We start from the raw sequence: 21,795 nt of genomic DNA, 5'->3' as shown, positions 1-21,795 counted from the left end.
TCTTAGGGATTGAATAATGAAAAAAGCATTGCTGACCCTTTCTGCACTGGCGTTGTGCATGGCTGCCGGCTCCGCGCTGGCCAAGGAATACAAAGAACTGCGTTTTGGCGTTGACCCTTCCTATGCACCGTTCGAGTCGAAAGCGGCCGACGGTAGCCTGGTGGGCTTCGACATCGATCTGGGGAACGCGATCTGCGCCGAGCTGAAGGTCAAGTGCAAATGGGTCGAGAGCGATTTCGACGGCATGATTCCAGGCCTCAAGGCCAATAAATTCGACGGCGTAATCTCTTCGATGACCGTCACCCCGGCCCGCGAAAAAGTCATCGACTTCTCCAGCGAGCTGTTCTCCGGCCCAACCGCTTACGTGTTCAAGAAAGGTTCCGGTCTGAGCGAAGACGTTGCTTCGCTGAAAGGCAAGACCGTTGGCTATGAGCAAGGCACCATTCAGGAAGCCTACGCCAAGGCCGTGCTGGACAAGGCTGGCGTGAAAACCCAGGCCTATCAGAACCAGGATCAGGTGTATTCGGACCTGATGTCCGGTCGCCTCGACGCGGCCATCCAGGACATGCTGCAAGCCGAACTGGGCTTTTTGAAGTCGCCTAAAGGCGAAGGCTACGAAGTCAGCAAGCCGGTGGACAGCGAATTGCTGCCAGCCAAAACAGCTATCGGTATCTCTAAAGGTAACAAAGACCTCAAGGCACTTTTGGATAAAGGTATCAAAGCGTTACACGACGATGGCACCTACGCCACCATTCAGAAGAAACACTTTGGCGATCTGAATCTGTACAGCGGCAAATAATGCCCGGCGCCCATCTCGCGATGGGCGCTTTTTTCATCCGATCAGGTTGCTGATTTATGTTCGAAAACCTCTTACAAAATCTGGGGCTCTCTGCCTTCAGCCTCAAGGGCTTCGGTCCGTTGCTGATGGAAGGCACCTGGATGACCATCAAATTATCGGCGTTGTCGCTGCTGGTGGCCGTGTTGCTCGGCCTGCTCGGCGCCAGTGCCAAACTGTCAAAAGTCAAACTGGTGCGCGTCCCGGCGCAGATCTACACCACGCTGATTCGCGGCGTGCCGGACCTGGTGCTGATGCTGCTGATTTTCTACAGCCTGCAAACCTGGCTGACGTCGTTCACCGACTTCATGGAATGGGAATACATCGAGATCAACCCGTTCAGCGCCGGGGTCATCACCCTGGGCTTCATTTATGGCGCGTACTTCACCGAAACCTTCCGTGGCGCGATTCTCGCGGTGCCACGGGGCCAGGTTGAAGCGGCCACCGCCTATGGCCTCAAGCGTGGCCAGCGGTTCTGGATCGTGGTGTTCCCGCAGATGATGCGTTTCGCCCTGCCGGGCATCGGTAACAACTGGATGGTGATGCTCAAGGCCACCGCGCTGGTATCGATCATCGGCCTCGCCGACCTGGTCAAGGCTGCCCAGGACGCCGGCAAAAGCAGCTATCAACTGTTCTATTTCCTGGTGCTGGCCGCGCTGATTTACCTGCTGATCACCAGTGCTTCCAACTTCATCCTGCGCTGGCTTGAACGCCGCTACGCCGCCGGCTCCCGGGAGGCCGTACGATGATCGAACTCCTGCAGGAATACTGGAAACCTTTCCTCTATACCGACGGTTACAACATCACCGGCCTGGCCATGACCTTGTGGCTGCTCAGTGCGTCGATCTTCATCGGTTTCCTGGTGTCGATCCCGCTGTCCATCGCCCGGGTGTCGCCGCATTTCTACATTCGCTGGCCAGTGCAGTTCTACACTTACCTGTTCCGTGGGACGCCGCTGTATATCCAGCTGCTGATTTGCTACACCGGGATCTACAGCCTGGCCGCCGTGCGCGAGCAGCCGATACTCGATGCGTTCTTTCGCGACGCGATGAACTGCACCATCCTCGCCTTCGCCCTGAACACCTGCGCCTACACCACGGAGATTTTCGCCGGGGCGATCCGCAGCATGGCCCACGGTGAAGTCGAAGCGGCCAAGGCCTACGGCCTGACCGGCTGGAAGCTGTATGCCTACGTGATCATGCCCTCCGCGCTGCGTCGCTCGTTGCCGTATTACAGCAATGAAGTGATCCTGATGCTGCACTCGACCACCGTGGCGTTCACCGCAACCATCCCGGACATCCTTAAAGTCGCGCGGGACGCCAACTCGGCGACCTTCATGACCTTCCAGTCGTTCGGCATCGCCGCGTTGATCTACCTGACCGTTACCTTTGCGCTGGTCGGCCTGTTCCGCCTCGCCGAACGCCGATGGCTGGCGTTCCTCGGGCCGACCCACTAGGACTTTTCGCACATGCGCCACCAGATACATGACCTGTTGGCCCCACTGCCGGGGACCGCACGACAGATTCACAGTTTCCACTTCGGCCCGACGACGGCCCAAGGCAAGATCTACATCCAGGCGTCCCTGCACGCCGATGAAATGCCCGGCATGCTGGTCGCCTGGCACCTCAAGCAGCGCCTGGCGGAGCTCGAAGCCGCCGGCCACTTGCGCAGCGAAATCGTGCTGGTGCCGGTTGCCAACCCGGTCGGCCTCGAACAAGTGCTGATGGATGTGCCGCTGGGCCGCTACGAGCTCGAAAGCGGGCAGAACTTCAACCGCTGGTTCGTCGATTTGAGCGAAGAGGTTGGCAATGAGATCGAAGGCCTGCTCGGCGACGATCCGCAGCGCAACCTCGAACTGATCCGCAGCAGCCTGCGTCATGCATTGGCGCGACAGACTGCCAGCACTCAACTGCAATCCCAGCGTCTTGTCCTGCAACGACTGGCCTGTGATGCCGACATGGTGCTGGACCTGCATTGCGATTTCGAAGCAGTCGCGCACCTCTACACCACGCCCGAGGCCTGGCCACAGGTCGAGCCGCTGGCCCGTTACATCGGTGCCGAAGCCAGCCTGCTGGCAACCGATTCCGGCGGTCAGTCGTTCGACGAGTGCTTCACCCTGCTCTGGTGGCAGTTGAAAGAGCGCTTCGGCGAACACTTCGCCATTCCGCTCGGCAGCTTCTCGGTCACCGTCGAATTGCGCGGCCAGGGCGACGTCAATCACCCGTTGGCCAGCCTCGACTGCCAGGCGTTGCTCGATTACCTGATTCATTTCGGCGCGATTGCCGGCGAACCGGCGCCACTGCCGGAACTGCCGTATCCCGCCACGCCGCTGGCCGCCGTCGAACCGGTGGCCACGCCCGTGGGCGGTTTGCTGGTGTTCACCGCGCTGCCGGGGGAATACCTGGAAGCCGGGCAACTGATTGCCGAAATCATCGATCCGGTCAACGATCTCGTCACCCCCGTTCACTGCACCGTCGCCGGGCTGATGTACGCCCGTTCGCTGCGGCGCATGGCCACTGCCGGCATGGTGATCGCCCACGTCGCGGGCACCGAAGCCTATCGCAGCGGTTACCTACTTTCGCCTTGAGGATGCATGCCCCATGTACAAACTGACCATCGAAGGCCTGCATAAAAGCTATGGCGATCATCATGTGCTCAAAGGCGTGTCACTCAAGGCCAACACCGGCGACGTCATCAGCCTGATCGGCGCCAGCGGCTCGGGCAAAAGTACCTTCCTGCGCTGCATCAACTTTCTCGAACAACCCAACGACGGCGCCATGACCCTGGACGGTCAGAACATCCGCATGATCAAGGATCGCCATGGCATGCACGTGGCCGACGCCGATGAACTGCAAAAGATCCGCACCCGCCTGGCCATGGTGTTTCAGCACTTCAACCTGTGGAGCCACATGACCGTGCTGGAAAACATCACCATGGCGCCGCGCCGGGTGCTGGGTTGCAGCAAGCAGGAAGCCGAAGACCGCGCACGCCGTTATCTCGACAAGGTCGGCCTGGCCGCGCGCGTGGCAGACCAGTACCCGGCGTTTCTTTCCGGGGGACAGCAGCAACGGGTGGCCATTGCCCGAGCGTTGGCCATGGAACCGGAAGTCATGCTGTTCGACGAACCGACCTCGGCACTCGACCCGGAGCTGGTGGGTGAAGTGCTCAGGGTGATTCAGGGGCTGGCCGAAGAAGGGCGGACCATGATCATGGTCACCCACGAAATGAGCTTCGCCCGCAAAGTGTCGAGCCAGGTGCTGTTTCTGCACCAGGGCCTGGTCGAGGAAGAAGGTGCGCCGGAAGACGTGCTGGGCAATCCGAAGAGCGAGCGGTTGAAGCAGTTCCTAAGCGGCAATCTCAAGTAACCCCTGCAGGAGTCGGCTTGCCTGCTCCTGCAGGACCGCATTTCGTCATTAAACCTTTCACAGTTTGTCGCGGTCACTGAAAGAACACTTTCAGAGCGCACACCGCCGGCATGGGAACCTCCCCCGACTTCGCAAAGTACTGGTTCACCGCTCGCGGTTGGCAACCGTTCGCCTTTCAGAAACAGGTGTGGGCGGCCGTCAAGCAAGGACAGTCCGGGTTGCTGCACGCGAGTACCGGTGCCGGTAAAACCTATGCAGTGTGGTTTGCCGCACTCAACCGCTTCGCCTCTTCAGTAGAACAACCTCAAAAACGCAAACCGGTGGCCCAACCGCTGACCGTGCTATGGATCACGCCTATGCGTGCCTTGGCCGCAGACACGGCGCGTGCACTGGAGGCACCGCTGCTCGACTTGCAGATCCCGTGGAGCGTCGGCCTGCGCACCGGCGACACCCGCAGCAGCGAACGCGCGCGGCAGAGTCGACGCCTGCCCACCACGCTGATCACCACCCCGGAAAGCCTCACCCTGATGCTCGCCCGGACCGATGCGCAAACCGCGCTGTCGACCTTGCGCATGGTGGTGGTCGACGAGTGGCACGAGTTACTCGGCAATAAGCGCGGCGTACAACTGCAACTGGCCCTCGCCCGCCTGCGTCGGTGGAATCCTGAACTGATCGTGTGGGGCGTTTCTGCGACGCTGGGTAATCAGGCCCACGCCGAACAGGTATTAATCCCACAGGGCGCTGGCGTCAGTGTGCAAGGGCAACGCACCAAGGAATTGCGCGTCGACACGCTGCTACCGCCCGCCATCGAGCGTTTTCCATGGGCCGGGCACATCGGTTTGAAAATGTTGCCGCAGGTGGTCGCAGAACTGGATGCCAGCCCCGCAAGCCTGGTCTTCACCAACACCCGTGCCCAGTCCGAAATCTGGTATCAGGCGCTGCTGGAAGCACGCCCTGACTGGGCCGGCTTGATTGCCTTGCATCACAGCTCGCTGTCACGCGACACCCGCGATTGGGTCGAGCGCGCCCTCAAGGACGGTCAACTCAAAGCGGTGGTCTGCACCTCCAGCCTGGACCTGGGCGTGGACTTTCTGCCGGTGGAGCGGGTGCTGCAAATTGGCTCGGCCAAAGGCGTGGCGCGCCTGATGCAGCGGGCGGGGCGTTCCGGTCACGCGCCGGGACGCGTCTCGCGGGTGACGCTGGTGCCGACGCACAGCCTGGAACTGATCGAAGCCGCTGCAGCCCGGGACGCCGTGGCGCAACGCCGGATCGAACCCCGTGAATCGCCGAATAAACCGCTGGATGTGCTGGTGCAGCATCTGGTCAGCATGGCGTTGGGCGGTGGGTTTATTCCTGACGAGTTGTACGAAGAAGTACGCGGCGCCTGGGCTTATCGCGACCTCACCGTGGCCGATTGGACCTGGGCGCTGGCATTCGTACGTCACGGTGGGCTTTCCCTGACTGCTTACCCGGATTACCGCCGGGTTGAACCGGATGAACAGGGTATCTGGCGCGTACCGGATGCGCGATTGGCCCGCCGCCATCGCATGAGCATCGGGACCATCGTCAGCGACGCGAGCATTCAGCTGAAGTTCTGGAGCAAGGGCGGCAGTGGAAAGCAGTTGGGCAGTGTTGAAGAGGGTTTTATCGCACGGCTCAAACCTGGCGACGGATTTCTGTTTGCCGGCCGTTTGCTGGAATTGGTTCGGGTGGAAAACATGACCGCTTATGTCAAACGCAGCACCGCGAAAAAAGCCGCCGTGCCGCGCTGGAATGGCGGGCGGATGCCCCTTTCCAACGAACTCGCCCAAGCGGTGGTCGCGCGTTTCAGTGCCGCCGCGCAGGGCGAATTCATCGGCCCGGAAATGCGGGCGCTACGTCCATTGCTGGAAGTCCAGCAACGCTGGTCCGGACTGCCGACCTCGGAAACCCTGCTGGCCGAAGCGTTGAAATCCCGTGAAGGCTGGCATCTGTTCCTCTACCCCTTCGCCGACCGCCGGGTGCACTTGGGATTGGCGAGCTTGCTGGCGTGGCGGGTCAGTCAACAACAGGCGGTGACGTTTTCCATTGCGGTCAACGATTACGGGCTGGAGTTGCTCAGCCCCACTGAAGTGGATTGGCTACAGGTGTTGAACCCGGATTTGTTGAGTGCTGAACATTTGCTGCGGGACATACTCGCCAGTCTGAATGCCGGAGAGCTTGCGCTGCGGCGCTTTCGGGAAATCGCGCGAATTGCCGGGCTGGTGTTCGCCGGTTATCCCGGTGCGCCTAAAAGTACACGTCAGGTTCAAGCCTCGAGCGGGTTGTTTTTTGAAGTGTTTAAACAGTACGACGCGGAGAATCTGTTGCTGGCCCAGGCTGGGGAAGAAGTCTTACGAGAGGAACTGGATATTCAACGCATGGAACAGATGTTGGCGCGCATCAGTCAGCTCAGACTCGACCTGCATCGAGTCAAACGTCCTACGCCCCTCGGCTTCCCTCTGCTGGTGGAACGCATGCGCGAAGCCATGAGTTCGGAAAAACTCGCGGACCGTATCAGACGCATGGTCGGCGACCTCGAGAAAACCGCCGAAACCGGGAAAGCCTGATGAGCGCGCCCTATCCCGTGCGATTGGCCGGCGAAGAATTGTGGCTGCTGCCGGAAAAAGCCATTTACTGGCCGGCGCAACACGCCTTGCTGATCGCCGACGTGCATTTTGGCAAAGCGGCGGCGTATCGCAGGCTTGGTCAGCAGGTCCCGAGAGGCACTACGTCCCGGAACATCGCCGTGCTGGATGGCTTGCTGGCGGCGCTGCCCTGTCGCCAACTGATTTTCCTCGGGGACTTCCTTCACGGGCCTGGTTCCCATGCACCCCCGACGTTGAAGGCACTGGCTGACTGGCGGGCTCGGCACCCTGATCTGTCGATGACGCTAATTCGCGGCAACCACGACCAACGCGCCGGGGATCCGCCCGCGTCGCTAAACATCCGTGTGGTGCCTGAGCCGCTGCTCTTGGGGCCGTTCGCGTTGCAGCACGAACCAGCCTCCCATCCGGAGCGACATGTACTCGCCGGACATGTACATCCGGTTTATCGGCTGAACGGCAGAGGTCGGCAACGCTTGCGACTGGCGTGTTTCAGACTGGGAGAGCGCATCAGCCTGCTACCGGCTTTCGGTGCGTTTACCGGTGGGTACCCGGTAGAACGGGATGATATCTGCAGGATTTTTGTCATAGGCGACAACGAAATATGGCCAGTCGGCTGACTGGCCATTCGTCCAAAACCTGAAAATCACGCAACCGGAGCGGGAGGCGGCTCATCTGGCAGGGTCGGCTCACCGGGTTCGGTGGGTTGTTCGTTGGGCGTATCGGGATCAGGCTGACCGGGGATGCCCCCTGCCATACTGATTGGCGGATGTGCCAACAAGGACCAGGCCAAAACGCCAACCTGATTGGGCTCAAGCCTTGCCAGTTCGGCACTTATTCGCGGATCGATCTTCATAGAGCACTCCTGAGCATTGGCCCCGTCCGCTGTACGCAAACCGGGCAGTACACCCCAATAGAGTGTCTACCCGCTCAGGAATTCCCGCCACCTGCCAGATGAGTCGATCAGGTGCGTGGCAGGGTCACGCCGCGCTGGCCCTGGTACTTGCCGCCACGGTCCTTGTAGGACACTTCGCACTCTTCGTCGGATTCAAGGAACAGCATCTGCGCCACGCCTTCGTTGGCGTAGATTTTCGCCGGCAAGTTGGTGGTGTTCGAGAATTCCAGGGTCACGTGACCCTCCCACTCAGGCTCAAGCGGGGTGACGTTGACGATGATGCCGCAGCGGGCGTAGGTGCTTTTACCCAGGCAGATGGTCAATACGTTGCGCGGAATACGGAAGTACTCGACGGTACTGGCCAGGGCGAAAGAGTTCGGCGGGATGATGCAGACGTCGCTATGGATGTCGACGAAGCTGCCGGCATCGAAATTTTTCGGATCGACGATTGCCGAGTTGATGTTGGTGAACACTTTGAAATGATTAGTGCAACGAACGTCATAGCCGTAGCTCGACACGCCGTAGGAGATCACACGGCTATCGTCGCTGCCGCGCACCTGGCGCTCGACGAACGGTTCGATCATGCCGTGCTCTTGCGCCATGCGGCGAATCCACTTGTCCGATTTGATGCTCATGGCGTGTGTCCTGAATAGCGAGGTGGAAAAAATCTGTCCGGCATCTTACCGGGCGCGCGCTTAGGGTTCAAAGACCGTGGCGCAATTCGCGCCGATCCCCCATAAATTCCGGCGTTTCACCGCAATACCATGCACCGTCAGTCACGAAAACAGAGAAACCTTCGCAGGAAGCATTGGCACGTCCCGGAAAAAGGGTTAAGGTGGCGCCACTGTGCTGCTTGTGTCACTGAGAATCTCTACACGATATGTTGAATTTCGATCCAACCATCTACAAGAATTTTTCCTGCTCTTTGCACTCAGTCTCGGCCAGGGTTCTTCCTGCGTCGCAGTTATCTTTGTTCAAGGAGTTACACCATGTCTAATCGCCAAACTGGTACCGTTAAGTGGTTCAACGATGAAAAAGGCTTCGGCTTCATCACTCCACAATCCGGTGACGACCTGTTCGTTCACTTCAAAGCTATCCAATCCGACGGCTTCAAAAGCCTGAAAGAAGGCCAACAGGTTTCTTTCATCGCTACCCGCGGTCAGAAAGGCATGCAAGCTGAAGAAGTTCAAGTTATCTAACTTGTACTTGCTTTAGTAAAAGGCCCCGCCCTCAAAAGCGGGGCTTTTTTGTGTCTGTGTGTTTTGCAGGCAAAAAAAATCGCAGCCCACGGGCTGCGATTTTTTGCGTCTTACCAGGCCACACCGAATCCTGCGGTGTAGCGGGTCTTGTCCAGATCGGCATCGTCAGTACCGCTGATGATGTCTCGCTCAGCCTTCAGGTTTAGCGACGCCCACTCGGTCACTTTGTAGCGCAAGCCCATTTCCGCATCGAGCGCATAATCCGCCACGCCCGACAACGGCTTACCCACTTCGCCATTGGTGAAGAACTCCACCTTCTTGCCGATCAAGTAGCGGTTGTAATCCCACTTCATCGCCAGGGAATAGAAGTTTTCCTTGCTGCCATCGTCGAATTGGTAATCCGTTCGGTTGACCAGCGAGCCCAGCGAGAATGCGCCTAGCTCGTCATCCCAGAACTGGTAACCCGGACCGGTACCGACGGTGCGCTGACGAGAGAGTTCTTCAACCTTGTCACGCTTATAGACAGCGCGGCCCTGCCAGAACCATTTCTCGGTCAGGAAGCGGTCGAGGGAGTACTCGCCCCGCCAGTTGTCGCTGGTGACCACGTCATCCTGGAATTCACGGTTGTACTCGCCTTCCGCGATGTGCCGCCATCTGCCATGGCGTGCAGTGGTCTTGAAGTCGACGTCGTAGTCATCGGTGTCCTTTTCCGCCCGCTGGTAATCCAGCGCCGCATCGATATTCCCTTTCCAGACCAGATCTTCGACGACCGGCTTGGGTTTGAGAATCTGCTGGATACTCGCCAGTTCGACCGTCTTCGGCGCCTCGCCGTTTTCCAGCGTCACCTTGCCGTCATCCGCCGCGTGCAACGACTTGGCTTTCTCGCCTCTGTAGGCTTCCTGTTTGACCAGCAACTCCTGATCGCTCTCCAGGGTTTTGACCTGTTTCCAGTCGATCGGAACCGCACCGGCGTATTCGGTCTGGATCAACAGTTTGCCGCCGTCGAACAGCGTGATCTTGCCGCTCAGCTTGTCACCGTTTTTTAACCAGACGGTGTCGGCGAGCAAGGGCGTGGATGCACTCAGGACAGCGAGGCACAGCAGGGTTCTGGACACCATAAGCAAATACAGGCTCAAGTTTGCGAAAAAAGTCGGCATTATCGGTAGGAATAAGGCCCTGACAAGGACTGACCCGACTATTTCTATTGAGTTCATTTCTCAGTTACTGATCGAGGATTTACCCTACAGACGGTAACCCACTGCAGGAGCGAGCCTGCTCGCGATAAACTCGAAACAGACGCGTTACTCCAGACAGTTCGCGTCATCGTTGACGCTCATCGCGAGCAAGCTCGCTCCTACAGGACCCCGGCCGTGACCGACCCAACCATCGAAACAGAAAGCGCCGCGCAAATCCGACGCACGGCGCTCTACCTGACCCTGGCGCAGGTGCCCGAGGGCAAAGTGGTGAGTTATGGTCAGCTTGCCGAGCTGGCAGGACTCGGCCGTGCGGCACGCTGGGTCGGTCGTACCCTGAGCCAGTTGCCCGGTGACACCAAACTGCCCTGGCACCGCGTACTCGGTGCCGGTGGTCGGATCAGCCTCCCGGCAGGCAGCCCTTCGGGGGATGAGCAGCGTGCGCGATTACGCTGCGAAGGCATCAGTGTCCTGAACAATCGTGTTGATATTCAGCGCCATGGCTGGCGCCCGGTAGAGCACAGCGGTTAGAGTGCGCGCTTTGTTTCCGTAATCTTGAGGCAGACTTCAGCCCATGCCCCGTAAAACCTGGCGCGCCGCGCTCGCCGCCTATGCCAGCCCATCGACACTTGTGCTGTTGTTGCTTGGTTTCGCCGCCGGCCTGCCCTACATGCTGGTGTTTTCGACACTTTCGGTTTGGCTGCGTGAAGCCGGTGTGGCTCGCGAAACCATTGGCTATGCAAGCTTGATCGGTCTGGCCTACGCCTTTAAATGGGTCTGGTCACCGTTGCTGGACCAATGGCGCCTGCCATTGCTCGGCAAGCTCGGTCGCCGTCGCTCGTGGCTGGTGCTTTCCCAGGCACTGGTGATCCTCGGCCTGATCGGGATGGGTTTCTGCGACCCGCAAAAACACCTGTCCTGGCTGATTGCCATCGCCGTCGTCGTTGCCTTCGCCTCGGCGACGCAAGACATCGCGGTCGACGCCTATCGCCTGGAAATCGCCGACGACAGCCGCCAGGCTGCCCTGGCCGCCAGCTACATGTCCGGCTATCGGATCGCGGCGCTGCTGGCCACCGCCGGCGCCCTGTTCTTCGCCGAAGGTTTTGGCTCCACCGGCTTCAACTACAAGCATTCGGCATGGGCCGGCACTTACCTGTTGTTCGGCGCCCTGATGGTTCCGGCGCTGCTCACCTCTTTCTTCATGCGCGAACCACCGGTGCCGTTGCGCACGCAACTGCAGGCCGGGCGCTACAGTTTTGCGCATCAGCTGGCCTCGGTGTTCGTGCTGATCGTGCTGCTGGTTTCCGTGCCGGCCATGTTCACCCAGCTCTACAACACCGACTTCGCCAGCGTGCTGTTTGACGGCGTGAGCCTGCTCGATCTGCTGCTGGAAGACCGCGCATTCCTGCGGGCGATCCTCTACACCTCGCTCACCGCGCTGTGCCTGTCGGCCATGGGCCGTCGTGGCCTGGCGCCGGTGCTGACCCCGATCAACGACTTCATATTGCGTTACCGTTGGCAAGCGCTGCTGCTGCTCGGGCTGATCGCCACGTACCGGATGTCGGATACGGTGATGGGCGTGATGGCCAACGTGTTCTATATCGACCAAGGCTTCACCAAGGATCAGATTGCCAGCGTCAGCAAGATCTTCGGCCTGATCATGACGCTGGTCGGCGCCGGCATGGGCGGCCTGCTGATCGTGCGTTTCGGCATCCTGCCGATCCTGTTCATCGGCGGTATTATGTCGGCCGGCACTAACTTGCTGTTCCTGATGCTCGCCGACATGGGCGCCAACCTGAACATGCTGATAGGCACCATCTCCCTGGATAACTTCAGCTCAGGCCTGGCGACGTCGGCCTTCGTCGCCTATTTGTCGAGCCTGACCAACCTCAAGTTCTCCGCAACCCAGTACGCGCTGCTCAGCTCGATCATGCTCCTGCTCCCGCGCCTTATTGGTGGGTATTCAGGGGTCATGGTGGAAAAATTCGGTTATCACAACTTCTTCCTGATCACCGCGCTGCTGGGCGTTCCGACGCTGCTGTTGATCGCCCTGCACTGGTTCCAGGAGAACCGTCGCGAAGGTCCGAAACCGACGCCGGAACCGACCCCGACTCCGACCCAGGTCGCGGAAGAATCGTAGGAAGTTTCGCAGAGGGCGCGGCGAATCCCGCCCTCCTGCCACACCACCGACCGCGCGCCTGTACGCCAGCAGATCTCGCCCGTACAATGCTCCGTCATTTCTCGTCATCAGCAACCGACAACGGCCAACCATGCGCACCAGTCAATTTTTGCTCGCCACACAGAAAGAAACGCCTTCCGACGCGGTCGTCATCAGCCATCAGCTGATGCTGCGCGCCGGCATGATCCGCAAACTCGCCTCAGGCCTGTACACCTGGCTGCCGATGGGCTTGCGAGTAATGCGCAAGGTCGAAGCCGTCGTTCGTGAAGAAATGAACGCCGCGGGCTCTCTCGAAGTGTTGATGCCGAGTACTCAACCGGCTGAGCTGTGGCAGGAATCCGGTCGCTGGGAAGAATACGGCCCTGAATTGCTGCGCTTCAAGGATCGCCACGGTCGCGACTTCTGCGCCGGCCCGACCCACGAAGAAGTGATCACCGACCTGATGCGTAACGAGTTGAGCAGCTATAAGCAGCTGCCGATCAACCTGTATCAGATCCAGACCAAATTCCGTGACGAAATCCGCCCACGCTTCGGTTTGATGCGCGGCCGCGAATTCATCATGAAGGACGCCTACTCGTTCCACGCTGACCAGCCTTCGCTGCAGGTCACCTATGACCGCATGCACCAGGCGTACTGCAACGTGTTCACCCGCCTGGGCCTGAAATTCCGCCCTGTTGAAGCCGACAACGGTTCCATCGGCGGCGCCGGCTCCCACGAGTTCCACGTTCTGGCCGAATCCGGCGAAGACGACATCGTCTTCAGCAACGGTTCCGACTACGCCGCGAACATCGAGAAGGCCGAAGCCGTGCCGCGCGAAACTTCCCGCCCTGCACCGGCTGAAGAGCTGCGCCTGGTCGACACACCGAACGCCAAGACCATCGCGCAACTGGTCGAAGGCTTCAACCTGCCGATCGAGAAGACCATCAAGACCCTGGTGGTTCACGCTGAAGAGCAGGGCAAACTGATTGCCCTGATCATCCGTGGCGACCACGAGCTGAACGAAATCAAGGCCGCCAACCAGCCAGGCGTTGCCAGTCCGCTGGTCATGGCATCCGAAAGCGAATTGCGCGACGCCATTGGCGCCGGTGCCGGTTCCCTCGGCCCGCTTAACCTGCCGTTGCCGATCATCATCGACCGTTCCGTCGAGCTGATGAGCGACTTCGGTATCGGTGCGAACATCGACGACAAACACTACTTTGGCGTGAACTGGGAGCGCGATCTGCCGGTTCCGACCGTTGCCGACCTGCGCAATGTGGTGGCTGGCGACCCTAGCCCTGACGGCAAAGGCACCCTGGAAATCAAGCGCGGCATCGAAGTCGGGCACATCTTCCAGCTGGGCAACAAGTACAGCAAAGCGATGAAGTGCGAAGTGCTGGGCGAGAACGGCAAGCCGGTGACCCTGGAAATGGGTTGCTACGGCATCGGCGTTTCCCGCGTGGTTGCAGCCGCCATCGAGCAGAACAGCGACGAGAAAGGGATCATCTGGAGTGACACCCTGGCACCGTTCCAGATCGCCCTGGTGCCACTGCGCTACGAAACCGATCTGGTTCGCGAAGCCACTGACAAGCTGTACGCAGAACTGACTGCGGCCGGCTTCGAAGTGCTGCTGGACGATCGCGACAAGAAAACCAGCCCGGGCATCAAGTTCGCGGACATGGAGCTGATCGGCATTCCTCACCGGATCGTGGTCAGTGACCGCGGCCTCGCCGAAGGCAATCTGGAATACAAGAGCCGCACCGAGTCCGAGGCGCAAGCGCTGCCGGTCGCTGACGTGCTGTCCTTCCTCCAGGCCCGTATCCGCCGCTGACACCAGATAGAGAAGTCATGTTCAAGCGAAACACCTTAGGCCTCGGTGGTGCCGCCCTGTGCGGCACCCTGCTGGTCAGCGGCTGCGCCAATCACATGTCGCAACGCAGCGAGCACGAGGAGCGCGTCGAGCGCAAATTGCTCGATCACAGCCTGCAGATCGATGTCGGTGAGCCCAAGGTGCTTGAGCTGCCGCAACGTCGTGTGAAGATCCACGAGCAGAAGACCTTCGAGGTCACTGAGTTCGAAGTCACGCGGCATTACGATCGTTACACGCCTTACCAACCCTGGCGGGAGGTCTACGAGATCCCGCTGGGCGCGGTGGCCGTGGTGGCGGGTGTCGGCGCGAACGTGGTCAACGTGTTCGCCCTCGGCAACCTGCCGGATAGCGTGACCAAGGACTGGTTCAGCTACGGTTTCGCCGGGCTCAACCCGTTCATGAACGCGCCCTCTCACGGTCGTGCGCAACAGAACCTCGCCGGCATCGACGAAGTCCAGCTCGACAAGCGCACGGAATACTCGAGCCTGCCCTGGAGCGAGCGTCCGGTGGAGGTCAAGGCTGGCAAGGAAACGTTCGAGCTGAGCACCGACAAAAGCGGTGTCTTGCGCCTGAATCTGCTCGACAGCCCGTTCGCCGAACATGACATCAATCACCTGAGTCGGCTGCTGATCAAGGTCGAAGATGCTCAGGACGATGTGCACACCGACTCGACCCTGGCCGTCAGCAGCTCGTTGCGCGGCAAACTGCTTGAAGCCCACGGGCTGATTTACGACGACCTCGAAGACGACGAAGTGAGCCAGTGGGTACACCGGGTCAAGCGTCTGTCGGAGCTGGGTCTGGAAGAAGAAGCCAGTGAGTTGGAACAAAGCCTGATCGAGCTGACTCGCAACGATCCTGAGCTGCAGACCGAATTCCTCAAGTCGTTGACCAAGGACGCCGGGCGATTGGTGGCGGATCCGGGACCGAATTAAAGCCTGAAAAGCATCGCGGGCAAGCCCGCTCCCACAGGTATCTGCTGTGAACACATTATTTGTGATCCCTTCAAATCCCTGTGGGAGCGGGCTTGCCCGCGATGGCGGCCTGACAGTCACAACGGCATCAAAACTCTGCCCCTACCGCTCAAACAACTCCATCTGCTCAAACCCGCCCCGCAAATCCTCCAACCGCACCCCAATCCCCAACAACCGCACCGGCTTCCCGCCGCGATTGAACGCCTGGGTCAGTAACAGCTGATAACTCCCCAGATCCCGCCCTGCCCCGGCCTGTTCCAGCGTGGTCTGGGTGAAGTCATGGAATTTCACTTTGACGAACGGCTTGCCTGGCCGATAACTGTCGTCGATCCGCGCCATGCGGCCCGCCAGGGTTTCCAGCAACTCCGGCAATTTATCCAGGCAGCTCACCAGATCCGGCAGGTCCACGTCATACGTGTTTTCGACACTGATCGATTGCCGCCGACTGTCGTTGTGTACCAACCGATCATCAATCCCACGGGCCAGGCTCCAAAGTCGCTCGCCAAAACTGCCGAATTCACGCACGAGCGCCAACTTGTCCCATTCGCGCAAATGCGAGCAATCGACAATGCCGAGCCTGCCCAGTTTGTCGGCGGTCACTTTGCCCACGCCGTGCAGCTTGCTCACGGGCAAACCGCTGACGAAATCCTCGACCTGATCCGGGGTAATGACGAACAAACCATTGGGCTTTTTCCAGTCACTGGCAATCTTGGCCAGGAACTTGTTCGGCGCCACGCCGGCCGAGACCGTGATATGCAACTGATTGGACACCCGTCGGCGGATGTCCTGGGCAATTCGCGTGGCGCTGCCGCCGAAGTGTGCGCTGTCAGACACATCGAGGTAGGCCTCATCGAGGGAAAGCGGCTCGATCAGGTCGGTGTAATCGCGAAAGATCGTGTGAATTTCCTTCGAGGCTTCTCGATAGGCGTCCATGCGCGGCTTGACGATGGTCAGGTCGGGGCACAACTTCAAGGCATGCCCGGACGACATCGCAGAACGCACACCATACGCCCTCGCCTCATAGTTACAGGTGGCGATCACCCCGCGCCGATCCGCCGAACCGCCCACCGCCAGTGGTTTTCCGGCCAGGCGCGGGTCGTCACGCATCTCGATGGCGGCGTAGAAACAGTCACAATCGACGTGGATGATTTTTCGCTGGGTCATATGAAAGCGGTGTTCATGGCAAAGAAAAGGAGACATGGCAGGCCGGATCGGCAGTATCTCACTGACACCTGTATATAGCACCAGTAGTCTGAATGTTCTTTCCCACCGGTAGGAAAAGTCGCGAAGGAATTTATTTTTTCAATCGACTGACCGCCCCCAATAGAGCTGCAAGCCTTGCCACGCCTGACTCACAGCCGATCACATCGCCCTCAATCAAAGCTAAGCGATTGAACCAGAACAGGTTTTATCCGGATTTAAGGTTGACAGCCCAGCGATCCTCTGTAGAATGCCGACACACAGACGCGGGATGGAGCAGTCTGGTAGCTCGTCGGGCTCATAACCCGAAGGTCGTCGGTTCAAATCCGGCTCCCGCAACCAAACATCAAAAAAGGCTACTCGAAAGAGTGGCCTTTTTTGTGCGTGCCGAAAACACCCACTGCAGGAGCGAGCTTGCTCGCGAAAACCTCAAGGCCACCACGGGGTATCTGGTTTTACGCGTTTTCGTTCACGACCACCGTCGGAACGCCGCCCGGAGCAAACTCGCTCAGGTATCTGTTTTTCCCCCAGGAATGAGAAACCGTTCTGATTCCAGAAGTTAGGTCTCCCCTGCGACCGTTCGCCGCTTATTTACGCTTATTTGACCCGGTTCCGGATTAACGGTTGACACACAGGCGTATCTCTATAGAATGCCGCCACACAGACGCGGGATGGAGCAGTCTGGTAGCTCGTCGGGCTCATAACCCGAAGGTCGTCGGTTCAAATCCGGCTCCCGCAACCAAACATCAAAAAAGGCTACTCGAAAGAGTGGCCTTTTTTGTATCTGTTGAAAAAGTCCTTTCGCAACAATGACCTGTCACTGTGTAGGGAAGCGTACGGGATCACCAGAGTTCTGAGTTCAGCCTATGCTGAATCGCAGACCGAACCCCCTACGACGGATGACATGCCATCGCCGACAACCGGTGAGAGGCGTTAATATTTGTGATTATTTTTTTCTACAGGGATTGGTAACTTGGCTGGATACCCCCATCCTGTCGCGCACAATCCAAGAGGTGATTGATGCGCGCCAACTCGTCTGATTCACAAGACACCGTCACAGCGACACAACCGATCAAGGCCGAGCGTTTGCGCTTGCTTGATCTGGTCAGCAAGTACCGTCAGCCCATTGGCCTGGCGGTCACCCTGCTGTTGTTCGCTATCGCGCTGATTGCCTGTCACCACTTGTTGAGCGAACTCGATCTGTACGCTCTGCACGACTCCATTCTCGACGTACCGAAACCGGCATTGCTCGGCGCATTGGCCGCGACCGTGGTCGGCTTCATCATATTGCTCGGTTACGAATGGTCGGCCAGCCGCTACGCCGGCGTAACGCTGGCCCCGCGGATTCTAGCCCTGGGTGGGTTTACGGCATTCGCCATTGGGAATGCCATCGGTCTGTCGATGCTCTCGGGCGGCTCGGTTCGCTACCGTTTATATGCACGTCATGGTCTGGGGGCTTCGGAAGTCGCTCACATGACGCTGTTCGCCAGCCTCTCGCTCGGCTGCGCCCTGCCCCCGCTGGCCGCCCTCGCCACGCTGAGCAACCTGCCTGCCGCCTCCTCCGCCCTTGGACTCTCCGAGACGTTGCTGGCTGCGATTGCCGCTGCGGTGTTGCTGCTGTTTACCGTATTGGCCGTCGGCATCTATCGCCGGCGCCTGCCGGAGCAGCCCTATCCGGACAACCTGCTGGTCAAGGTCGGCCGTCGCACCTTGCGCCTTCCCGGGCGCCGCCTGACGTTTCTGCAACTGATCATTACCGCCCTCGACGTCGCCGCCGCCGCGACCGTGCTGTATCTGTTGCTACCGGAGGCCCCGCCCTTCGGTGCGTTCCTGCTGGTGTACCTGTTGGCCCTGGCCGCAGGCGTGCTCAGTCATGTTCCCGGCGGTGTCGGGGTGTTCGAGGCGATTCTGCTGGCCGCTTTCGCCGACAAACTTGGCGCCGCGCCATTGGCTGCTGCGCTGTTGCTCTATCGCCTGATCTACGTGGTGCTGCCGCTACTCGTCGCCTGTTTGCTCCTGCTGATCAACGAAGGCCAGCGCCTGTTTCAGACGCGTCAGTCCTTGCGCGCCGCTTCCGGTCTGGCCGCGCCGATTCTGGCGGTGCTGGTGTTCCTGTCCGGCGTGGTGTTGCTGTTTTCCGGCGTGACCCCGGAAATCGATACGCGCCTGGAGCACATCGGCTTTCTGATTCCCCATCGACTGGTCGACGCTTCGCACTTCGGCGCCAGCCTGGTCGGCGTGCTCTGCCTGCTGCTGGCTCAAGGCCTGCGCCGACGCCTGTCGGCCGCGTGGATGCTGACCACTATTCTGTTGCTGGTGGGTGCGGTGCTCTCGTTGCTCAAAGGCTTCGACTGGGAAGAAGCCTGCCTGATGACCCTGACCGCGAGCCTGCTGGGGGTTTTCCGGCGCTCGTTCTATCGCCCGAGCCGATTGACCGAATTGCCGTTTTCGCCGCTGTATCTGGTGTCGAGCCTGTGCGTGCTCGGAGCGTCGATCTGGCTGCTGCTGTTCGCTTATCAGGACGTTCCGTACAGTCATCAACTCTGGTGGCAGTTCACCCTCGACGCCGACGCCCCGCGTGGCTTGCGCTCGTTGCTCGGCGCCGCCGTGCTGCTGGTGGTGGTGTCGCTGACCTGGCTGTTGCGCACCGCGCGCCCGGTGATCCACCTGCCCACGCCGGACGAACTGGACCGTGCGGTAAAAATCCTGATGGCGTCGTCACAACCGGACGGTGGCCTCGCCCTGACCGGTGACAAGGCGCTGCTGTTCCACCCTAACGACGAGGCGTTCCTGATGTACGCCCGCCGTGGGCGCAGCCTCGTGGCCTTGTACGACCCGATCGGGCCGACCCAACAACGCGCCGAGATGATCTGGCAGTTCCGCGACCTCTGCGACATCCACCATGCCCGCCCCGTGTTCTATCAAGTCCGCGCGGAAAACCTGCCGTACTACATGGACATCGGCCTGACCGCGATCAAGCTCGGCGAAGAAGCCCGGGTCGATCTGCAGCGCTTTGATCTCGAAGCCAAAGGCAAAGAGATGAAAGACCTGCGCTACACCTGGAACCGTGGCACCCGCGACGGCCTGTCGCTGGAAATCCATGAGCCAGGACATGCGCCGATGGATGAGCTCAAGGTGATTTCCGATGCCTGGCTGACCGGCAAAAACGTGCGCGAGAAAGGCTTCTCCCTCGGCCGCTTCAGTGATGACTACCTCAAGCATTTCCGCATCGCGGTGATTCGTTTCGAAGGGCGCCCTGTGGCGTTCGCCAATTTGCTCGAGACCTACGGTCATGACCTGGCCAGCCTCGACCTGATGCGCGCGCACCCGGACGCCCCCAAACTGACCATGGAGTTCATGATGGTCGGCCTGATTCAGCATTATAAAAATCATGGATACGCGCGTTTCAGCCTGGGCATGGTGCCGCTGTCGGGGTTGCAACCCCGTCGCGGCGCACCACTGACCCAGCGTCTGGGCTCGATGGTATTCCGCCGTGGTGAGCAGCTGTACAACTTCCAAGGTTTGCGCCGTTTTAAAGACAAGTTCCAGCCTGACTGGGAACCCCGTTATATGGCCGTGCCCGCCGGACTCGATCCGCTGGTGGCCCTGGCCGACACTGCTGCCCTGATTGCGGGCGGCTTGACTGGATTGGTGAAACGCTGATGATTCAACGCTCCCTGCGGTACGTACTGGCCACACTGGTAGTGCTGGCCCTGATTCTCGGTGGCGGTTACTGGTACCTCAAACGCCCGGCGCCGGAACCGACCCTCGAACGGCTGACACCCGCCGACGGCGCTGCGATGACCCGCGTCATCCCCGGCAATACGCCACGCGCCCAAGTGCTGGTGGCGGTCAATGAAGACCAGAAGCTCAGCGACAAACAATTGATGACCCTGAGCCGCACCGGCACGGCGCAGATCGTTCAGGTGATCCTGCCCAAGGAATGCCTGCTGCAAAGCCGCGCCCTGCAAGCGGGCCTCAGAGAACTCAAAGGCCCGGCGACCCTGGTCAGCGGCATCGGCCCTGGCGCCGTGCTGGCCTGGCGCTGGTTGTCCGAGCAGAAGGACGACAAATCCCAGGCCGTTTCCGTAGACCTGGCCCTGGAAAAACCCGGCTGCACCCACCTGCTGCCAAAAAGCGCCGCTCACGGCCACTGGCTGGTGGCGTGGAACGACAACCCGGACGACACCAGCGCCGGCTTCGTGCGCGACCAACCCAACGCCGAAACCAGCATCAGCGACTACGACATCAACCTGCCGCAAGTGCTGAACAACGAACTGCGCAAGCTCCTCGTCGGTGGCGACAAAGCCGCTGGCGGCCTGCAAATTCCAGTGGTGGAAGTGCCGGCCGGTCAGGCCAAGGACACCGTCACCCTGTTTCTCTCCGGTGACGGCGGCTGGCGCGACCTCGATCGCGACGTAGCGGGCGAGATGGCCAAGATCGGCTACCCGGTGGTCGGCATCGACACCCTGCGCTACTACTGGCAGCACAAGAGCCCGGAGCAAAGCGCCCTGGACCTCGCCGAACTGATGCAGCACTACCGGCAGAAATGGGGCACCAAGCGCTTCATTCTGACCGGTTACTCGTTCGGTGCTGACGTATTGCCGGCGATCTACAACCGCCTCGAAGCCTCGGAACAGCAACGCGTCGACGCAATCATCCTGCTGGCCTTCGCCCGCACCGGCAGCTTCGAAATCGAAGTCGAAGGCTGGCTCGGCAACGCCGGCAAAGAAGCCGCCACCGGCCCGGAAATGGCCAAGCTGCCACCAGAGAAAGTGGTGTGCATCTTCGGCGAAGAAGAAATCGACGAAAGCGGCTGCACCGACAAGACCGCCGTGGGCGAAGCCATCAAACTGCCCGGCGGCCACCACTTCGACGAGAACTACCCGAAACTGGCCCAGCGGCTGGTGGATGTGATCGAGAAGCGTCAGGCGAAGGATGCGGCGGCTCAGGAGTGATCTGAACCTGCCCTCAAAAAAGCCCTCGTTACCTCACGGTAGCGGGGGCTTTTTCATTTGTATTCAACTCAACCACACCCCGCAGCCCCCTGTGGGAGCGGGCTTGCCCGAGATAGCGGTATGTCTGTCACATCAATTCGAAGCTGCCGCCGCCATCGCGGGCAAGCCCGCTCCCACATTGGATCTTTACCGCTTTCAAGTTAAGTGCTCGGCCATTACTCCGGCGATGTGTAACATCGCTCGCCGCGTTTAGTTTCGTTGACTTAAGGTATCGAAATATCAGATGACGCCCGCAGACCTTGTAGGCAAACTCCGAATCGTGTTTTTTGGGCACTTTGATGCCTTGTTGCGCTTTTCTTTGACGGGATAGTCTCTGGTCGTCGCTGATCTTTCAGCGATCGGGCTTGGAAACCCGTCAAGTCAAGCGAAACAACAACCCCATCACGACTGCAGTCGTTTACGGCTGTGATTCTTTGTTATGGCGGCTGTGCGTGGGACGCCTTCGAGCGTGCCGGTTTCCTTGGCTCCCG

The 21,795-nt window shown here is 59.9% G+C and carries 18 protein-coding genes and 2 tRNA genes; 16 read left to right on the top strand and 4 right to left on the bottom strand.

What is annotated here, in order from left to right:
• The first annotated feature begins 16 nt into the window (after window positions 1–16).
• The 7 genes from F8N43_RS10355 to pdeM all read left to right on the top strand — a co-directional run bounded on the left by F8N43_RS10355 (window position 17) and on the right by pdeM (window position 7,444).
• Window positions 17–799, top strand: coding sequence for a transporter substrate-binding domain-containing protein (locus tag F8N43_RS10355; protein ID WP_017336791.1), 783 nt, complete (start codon window positions 17–19; stop codon window positions 797–799).
• A gap of 56 nt (window positions 800–855) precedes the next feature.
• Window positions 856–1,584 carry an ABC transporter permease gene (locus tag F8N43_RS10350; RefSeq protein WP_150631018.1) on the top strand — a complete coding sequence of 243 codons (729 nt, stop codon included), beginning with the start codon at window positions 856–858 and terminating at the stop codon, window positions 1,582–1,584.
• Complete coding sequence (locus F8N43_RS10345; protein WP_150631019.1) at window positions 1,581–2,291, top strand: ABC transporter permease; 711 nt, start codon at window positions 1,581–1,583, stop codon at window positions 2,289–2,291. Before F8N43_RS10350 ends, F8N43_RS10345 begins: the two co-directional genes overlap by 4 nt.
• 12 nt (window positions 2,292–2,303) lie before the next feature.
• Window positions 2,304–3,422: a succinylglutamate desuccinylase/aspartoacylase family protein gene (locus F8N43_RS10340; RefSeq protein ID WP_150631020.1), complete on the top strand. Its 1,119-nt coding sequence runs from the start codon at window positions 2,304–2,306 to the stop codon at window positions 3,420–3,422.
• Window positions 3,423–3,435: 13 nt separating this feature from the next.
• A complete protein-coding gene (locus F8N43_RS10335; RefSeq protein ID WP_150639900.1) occupies window positions 3,436–4,200 on the top strand; it encodes an ABC transporter ATP-binding protein in 765 nt (254 codons plus the stop codon).
• A 110-nt stretch (window positions 4,201–4,310) separates the two neighbouring features.
• The gene (locus tag F8N43_RS10330) at window positions 4,311–6,788 is read left to right on the top strand and encodes a ligase-associated DNA damage response DEXH box helicase (RefSeq protein ID WP_150653716.1); all 2,478 of its coding nucleotides are present in this window, start codon (window positions 4,311–4,313) and stop codon (window positions 6,786–6,788) included.
• Entirely contained in the window at window positions 6,788–7,444 is a 657-nt protein-coding gene (pdeM, locus tag F8N43_RS10325; RefSeq protein ID WP_150653715.1) for a ligase-associated DNA damage response endonuclease PdeM, read from the top strand. Before F8N43_RS10330 ends, pdeM begins: the two co-directional genes overlap by 1 nt.
• Before the next feature lie 26 nt (window positions 7,445–7,470).
• On the opposite strand, the gene F8N43_RS10320 is transcribed toward pdeM, so the two are convergent.
• Together F8N43_RS10320 and dcd are read right to left on the bottom strand one after the other, a co-directional pair.
• Window positions 7,471–7,680 carry a hypothetical protein gene (locus tag F8N43_RS10320; protein ID WP_017336784.1) on the bottom strand — a complete coding sequence of 70 codons (210 nt, stop codon included), beginning with the start codon at window positions 7,678–7,680 and terminating at the stop codon, window positions 7,471–7,473.
• A gap of 107 nt (window positions 7,681–7,787) precedes the next feature.
• Window positions 7,788–8,354, bottom strand: coding sequence for a dCTP deaminase (gene dcd / locus F8N43_RS10315; protein WP_007904652.1), 567 nt, complete (start codon window positions 8,352–8,354; stop codon window positions 7,788–7,790).
• A 354-nt stretch (window positions 8,355–8,708) separates the two neighbouring features.
• Between dcd and F8N43_RS10310 the strand changes: the two genes are divergently transcribed.
• Window positions 8,709–8,918 (top strand): cold-shock protein, encoded by a 210-nt coding sequence (locus F8N43_RS10310; RefSeq protein WP_002554837.1) that lies wholly within the window; start codon window positions 8,709–8,711, stop codon window positions 8,916–8,918.
• Window positions 8,919–9,028: 110 nt separating this feature from the next.
• Here the strand turns inward: F8N43_RS10310 and F8N43_RS10305 are convergent, their stop codons facing one another.
• The gene (locus tag F8N43_RS10305; protein ID WP_150653714.1) at window positions 9,029–10,036 is read right to left on the bottom strand and encodes a DUF481 domain-containing protein; all 1,008 of its coding nucleotides are present in this window, start codon (window positions 10,034–10,036) and stop codon (window positions 9,029–9,031) included.
• 252 nt (window positions 10,037–10,288) lie between these two features.
• On the opposite strand from F8N43_RS10305, the gene F8N43_RS10300 reads away from it, so the two are divergent.
• From F8N43_RS10300 to F8N43_RS10285, 4 genes are all read left to right on the top strand, one after another.
• The gene (locus F8N43_RS10300) at window positions 10,289–10,642 is read left to right on the top strand and encodes an MGMT family protein (protein ID WP_150630747.1); all 354 of its coding nucleotides are present in this window, start codon (window positions 10,289–10,291) and stop codon (window positions 10,640–10,642) included.
• 43 nt (window positions 10,643–10,685) lie between these two features.
• Window positions 10,686–12,251, top strand: coding sequence for an AmpG family muropeptide MFS transporter (locus F8N43_RS10295; protein ID WP_150630748.1), 1,566 nt, complete (start codon window positions 10,686–10,688; stop codon window positions 12,249–12,251).
• Between the two features lie 130 nt (window positions 12,252–12,381).
• Window positions 12,382–14,097: a proline--tRNA ligase gene (locus tag F8N43_RS10290; protein WP_150639904.1), complete on the top strand. Its 1,716-nt coding sequence runs from the start codon at window positions 12,382–12,384 to the stop codon at window positions 14,095–14,097.
• A 17-nt stretch (window positions 14,098–14,114) separates the two neighbouring features.
• On the top strand, window positions 14,115–15,068 hold the full coding sequence (locus F8N43_RS10285) for a hypothetical protein (protein ID WP_150639905.1): 954 nt from the start codon (window positions 14,115–14,117) through the stop codon (window positions 15,066–15,068).
• Between the two features lie 141 nt (window positions 15,069–15,209).
• Here F8N43_RS10285 and dinB read toward each other — a convergent pair whose 3' ends face one another.
• Window positions 15,210–16,271, bottom strand: a complete 1,062-nt coding sequence (gene dinB, locus F8N43_RS10280) for a DNA polymerase IV (RefSeq protein WP_150630751.1) — start codon at window positions 16,269–16,271, stop codon at window positions 15,210–15,212.
• A gap of 301 nt (window positions 16,272–16,572) precedes the next feature.
• Here dinB and F8N43_RS10275 point away from each other — a divergent pair.
• The 4 genes from F8N43_RS10275 to F8N43_RS10260 all read left to right on the top strand — a co-directional run bounded on the left by F8N43_RS10275 (window position 16,573) and on the right by F8N43_RS10260 (window position 21,265).
• Window positions 16,573–16,649 (top strand) — tRNA-Met (locus F8N43_RS10275).
• Window positions 16,650–16,972: 323 nt separating this feature from the next.
• Window positions 16,973–17,049 (top strand) — tRNA-Met (locus tag F8N43_RS10270).
• Between the two features lie 278 nt (window positions 17,050–17,327).
• The gene (gene mprF, locus F8N43_RS10265; RefSeq protein WP_150653713.1) at window positions 17,328–19,970 is read left to right on the top strand and encodes a bifunctional lysylphosphatidylglycerol flippase/synthetase MprF; all 2,643 of its coding nucleotides are present in this window, start codon (window positions 17,328–17,330) and stop codon (window positions 19,968–19,970) included.
• Window positions 19,970–21,265: a virulence factor family protein gene (locus tag F8N43_RS10260; RefSeq protein ID WP_150653712.1), complete on the top strand. Its 1,296-nt coding sequence runs from the start codon at window positions 19,970–19,972 to the stop codon at window positions 21,263–21,265. The genes mprF and F8N43_RS10260 overlap by 1 nt, the downstream gene beginning before the upstream one ends.
• Window positions 21,266–21,795: the final 530 nt, after the last annotated feature.

The organism is Pseudomonas fluorescens, assembly GCF_902498065.1.
Classification (GTDB): domain Bacteria; phylum Pseudomonadota; class Gammaproteobacteria; order Pseudomonadales; family Pseudomonadaceae; genus Aquipseudomonas; species Aquipseudomonas fluorescens_BJ.
This window is presented reverse-complemented; position numbering and strand designations above follow the sequence as displayed.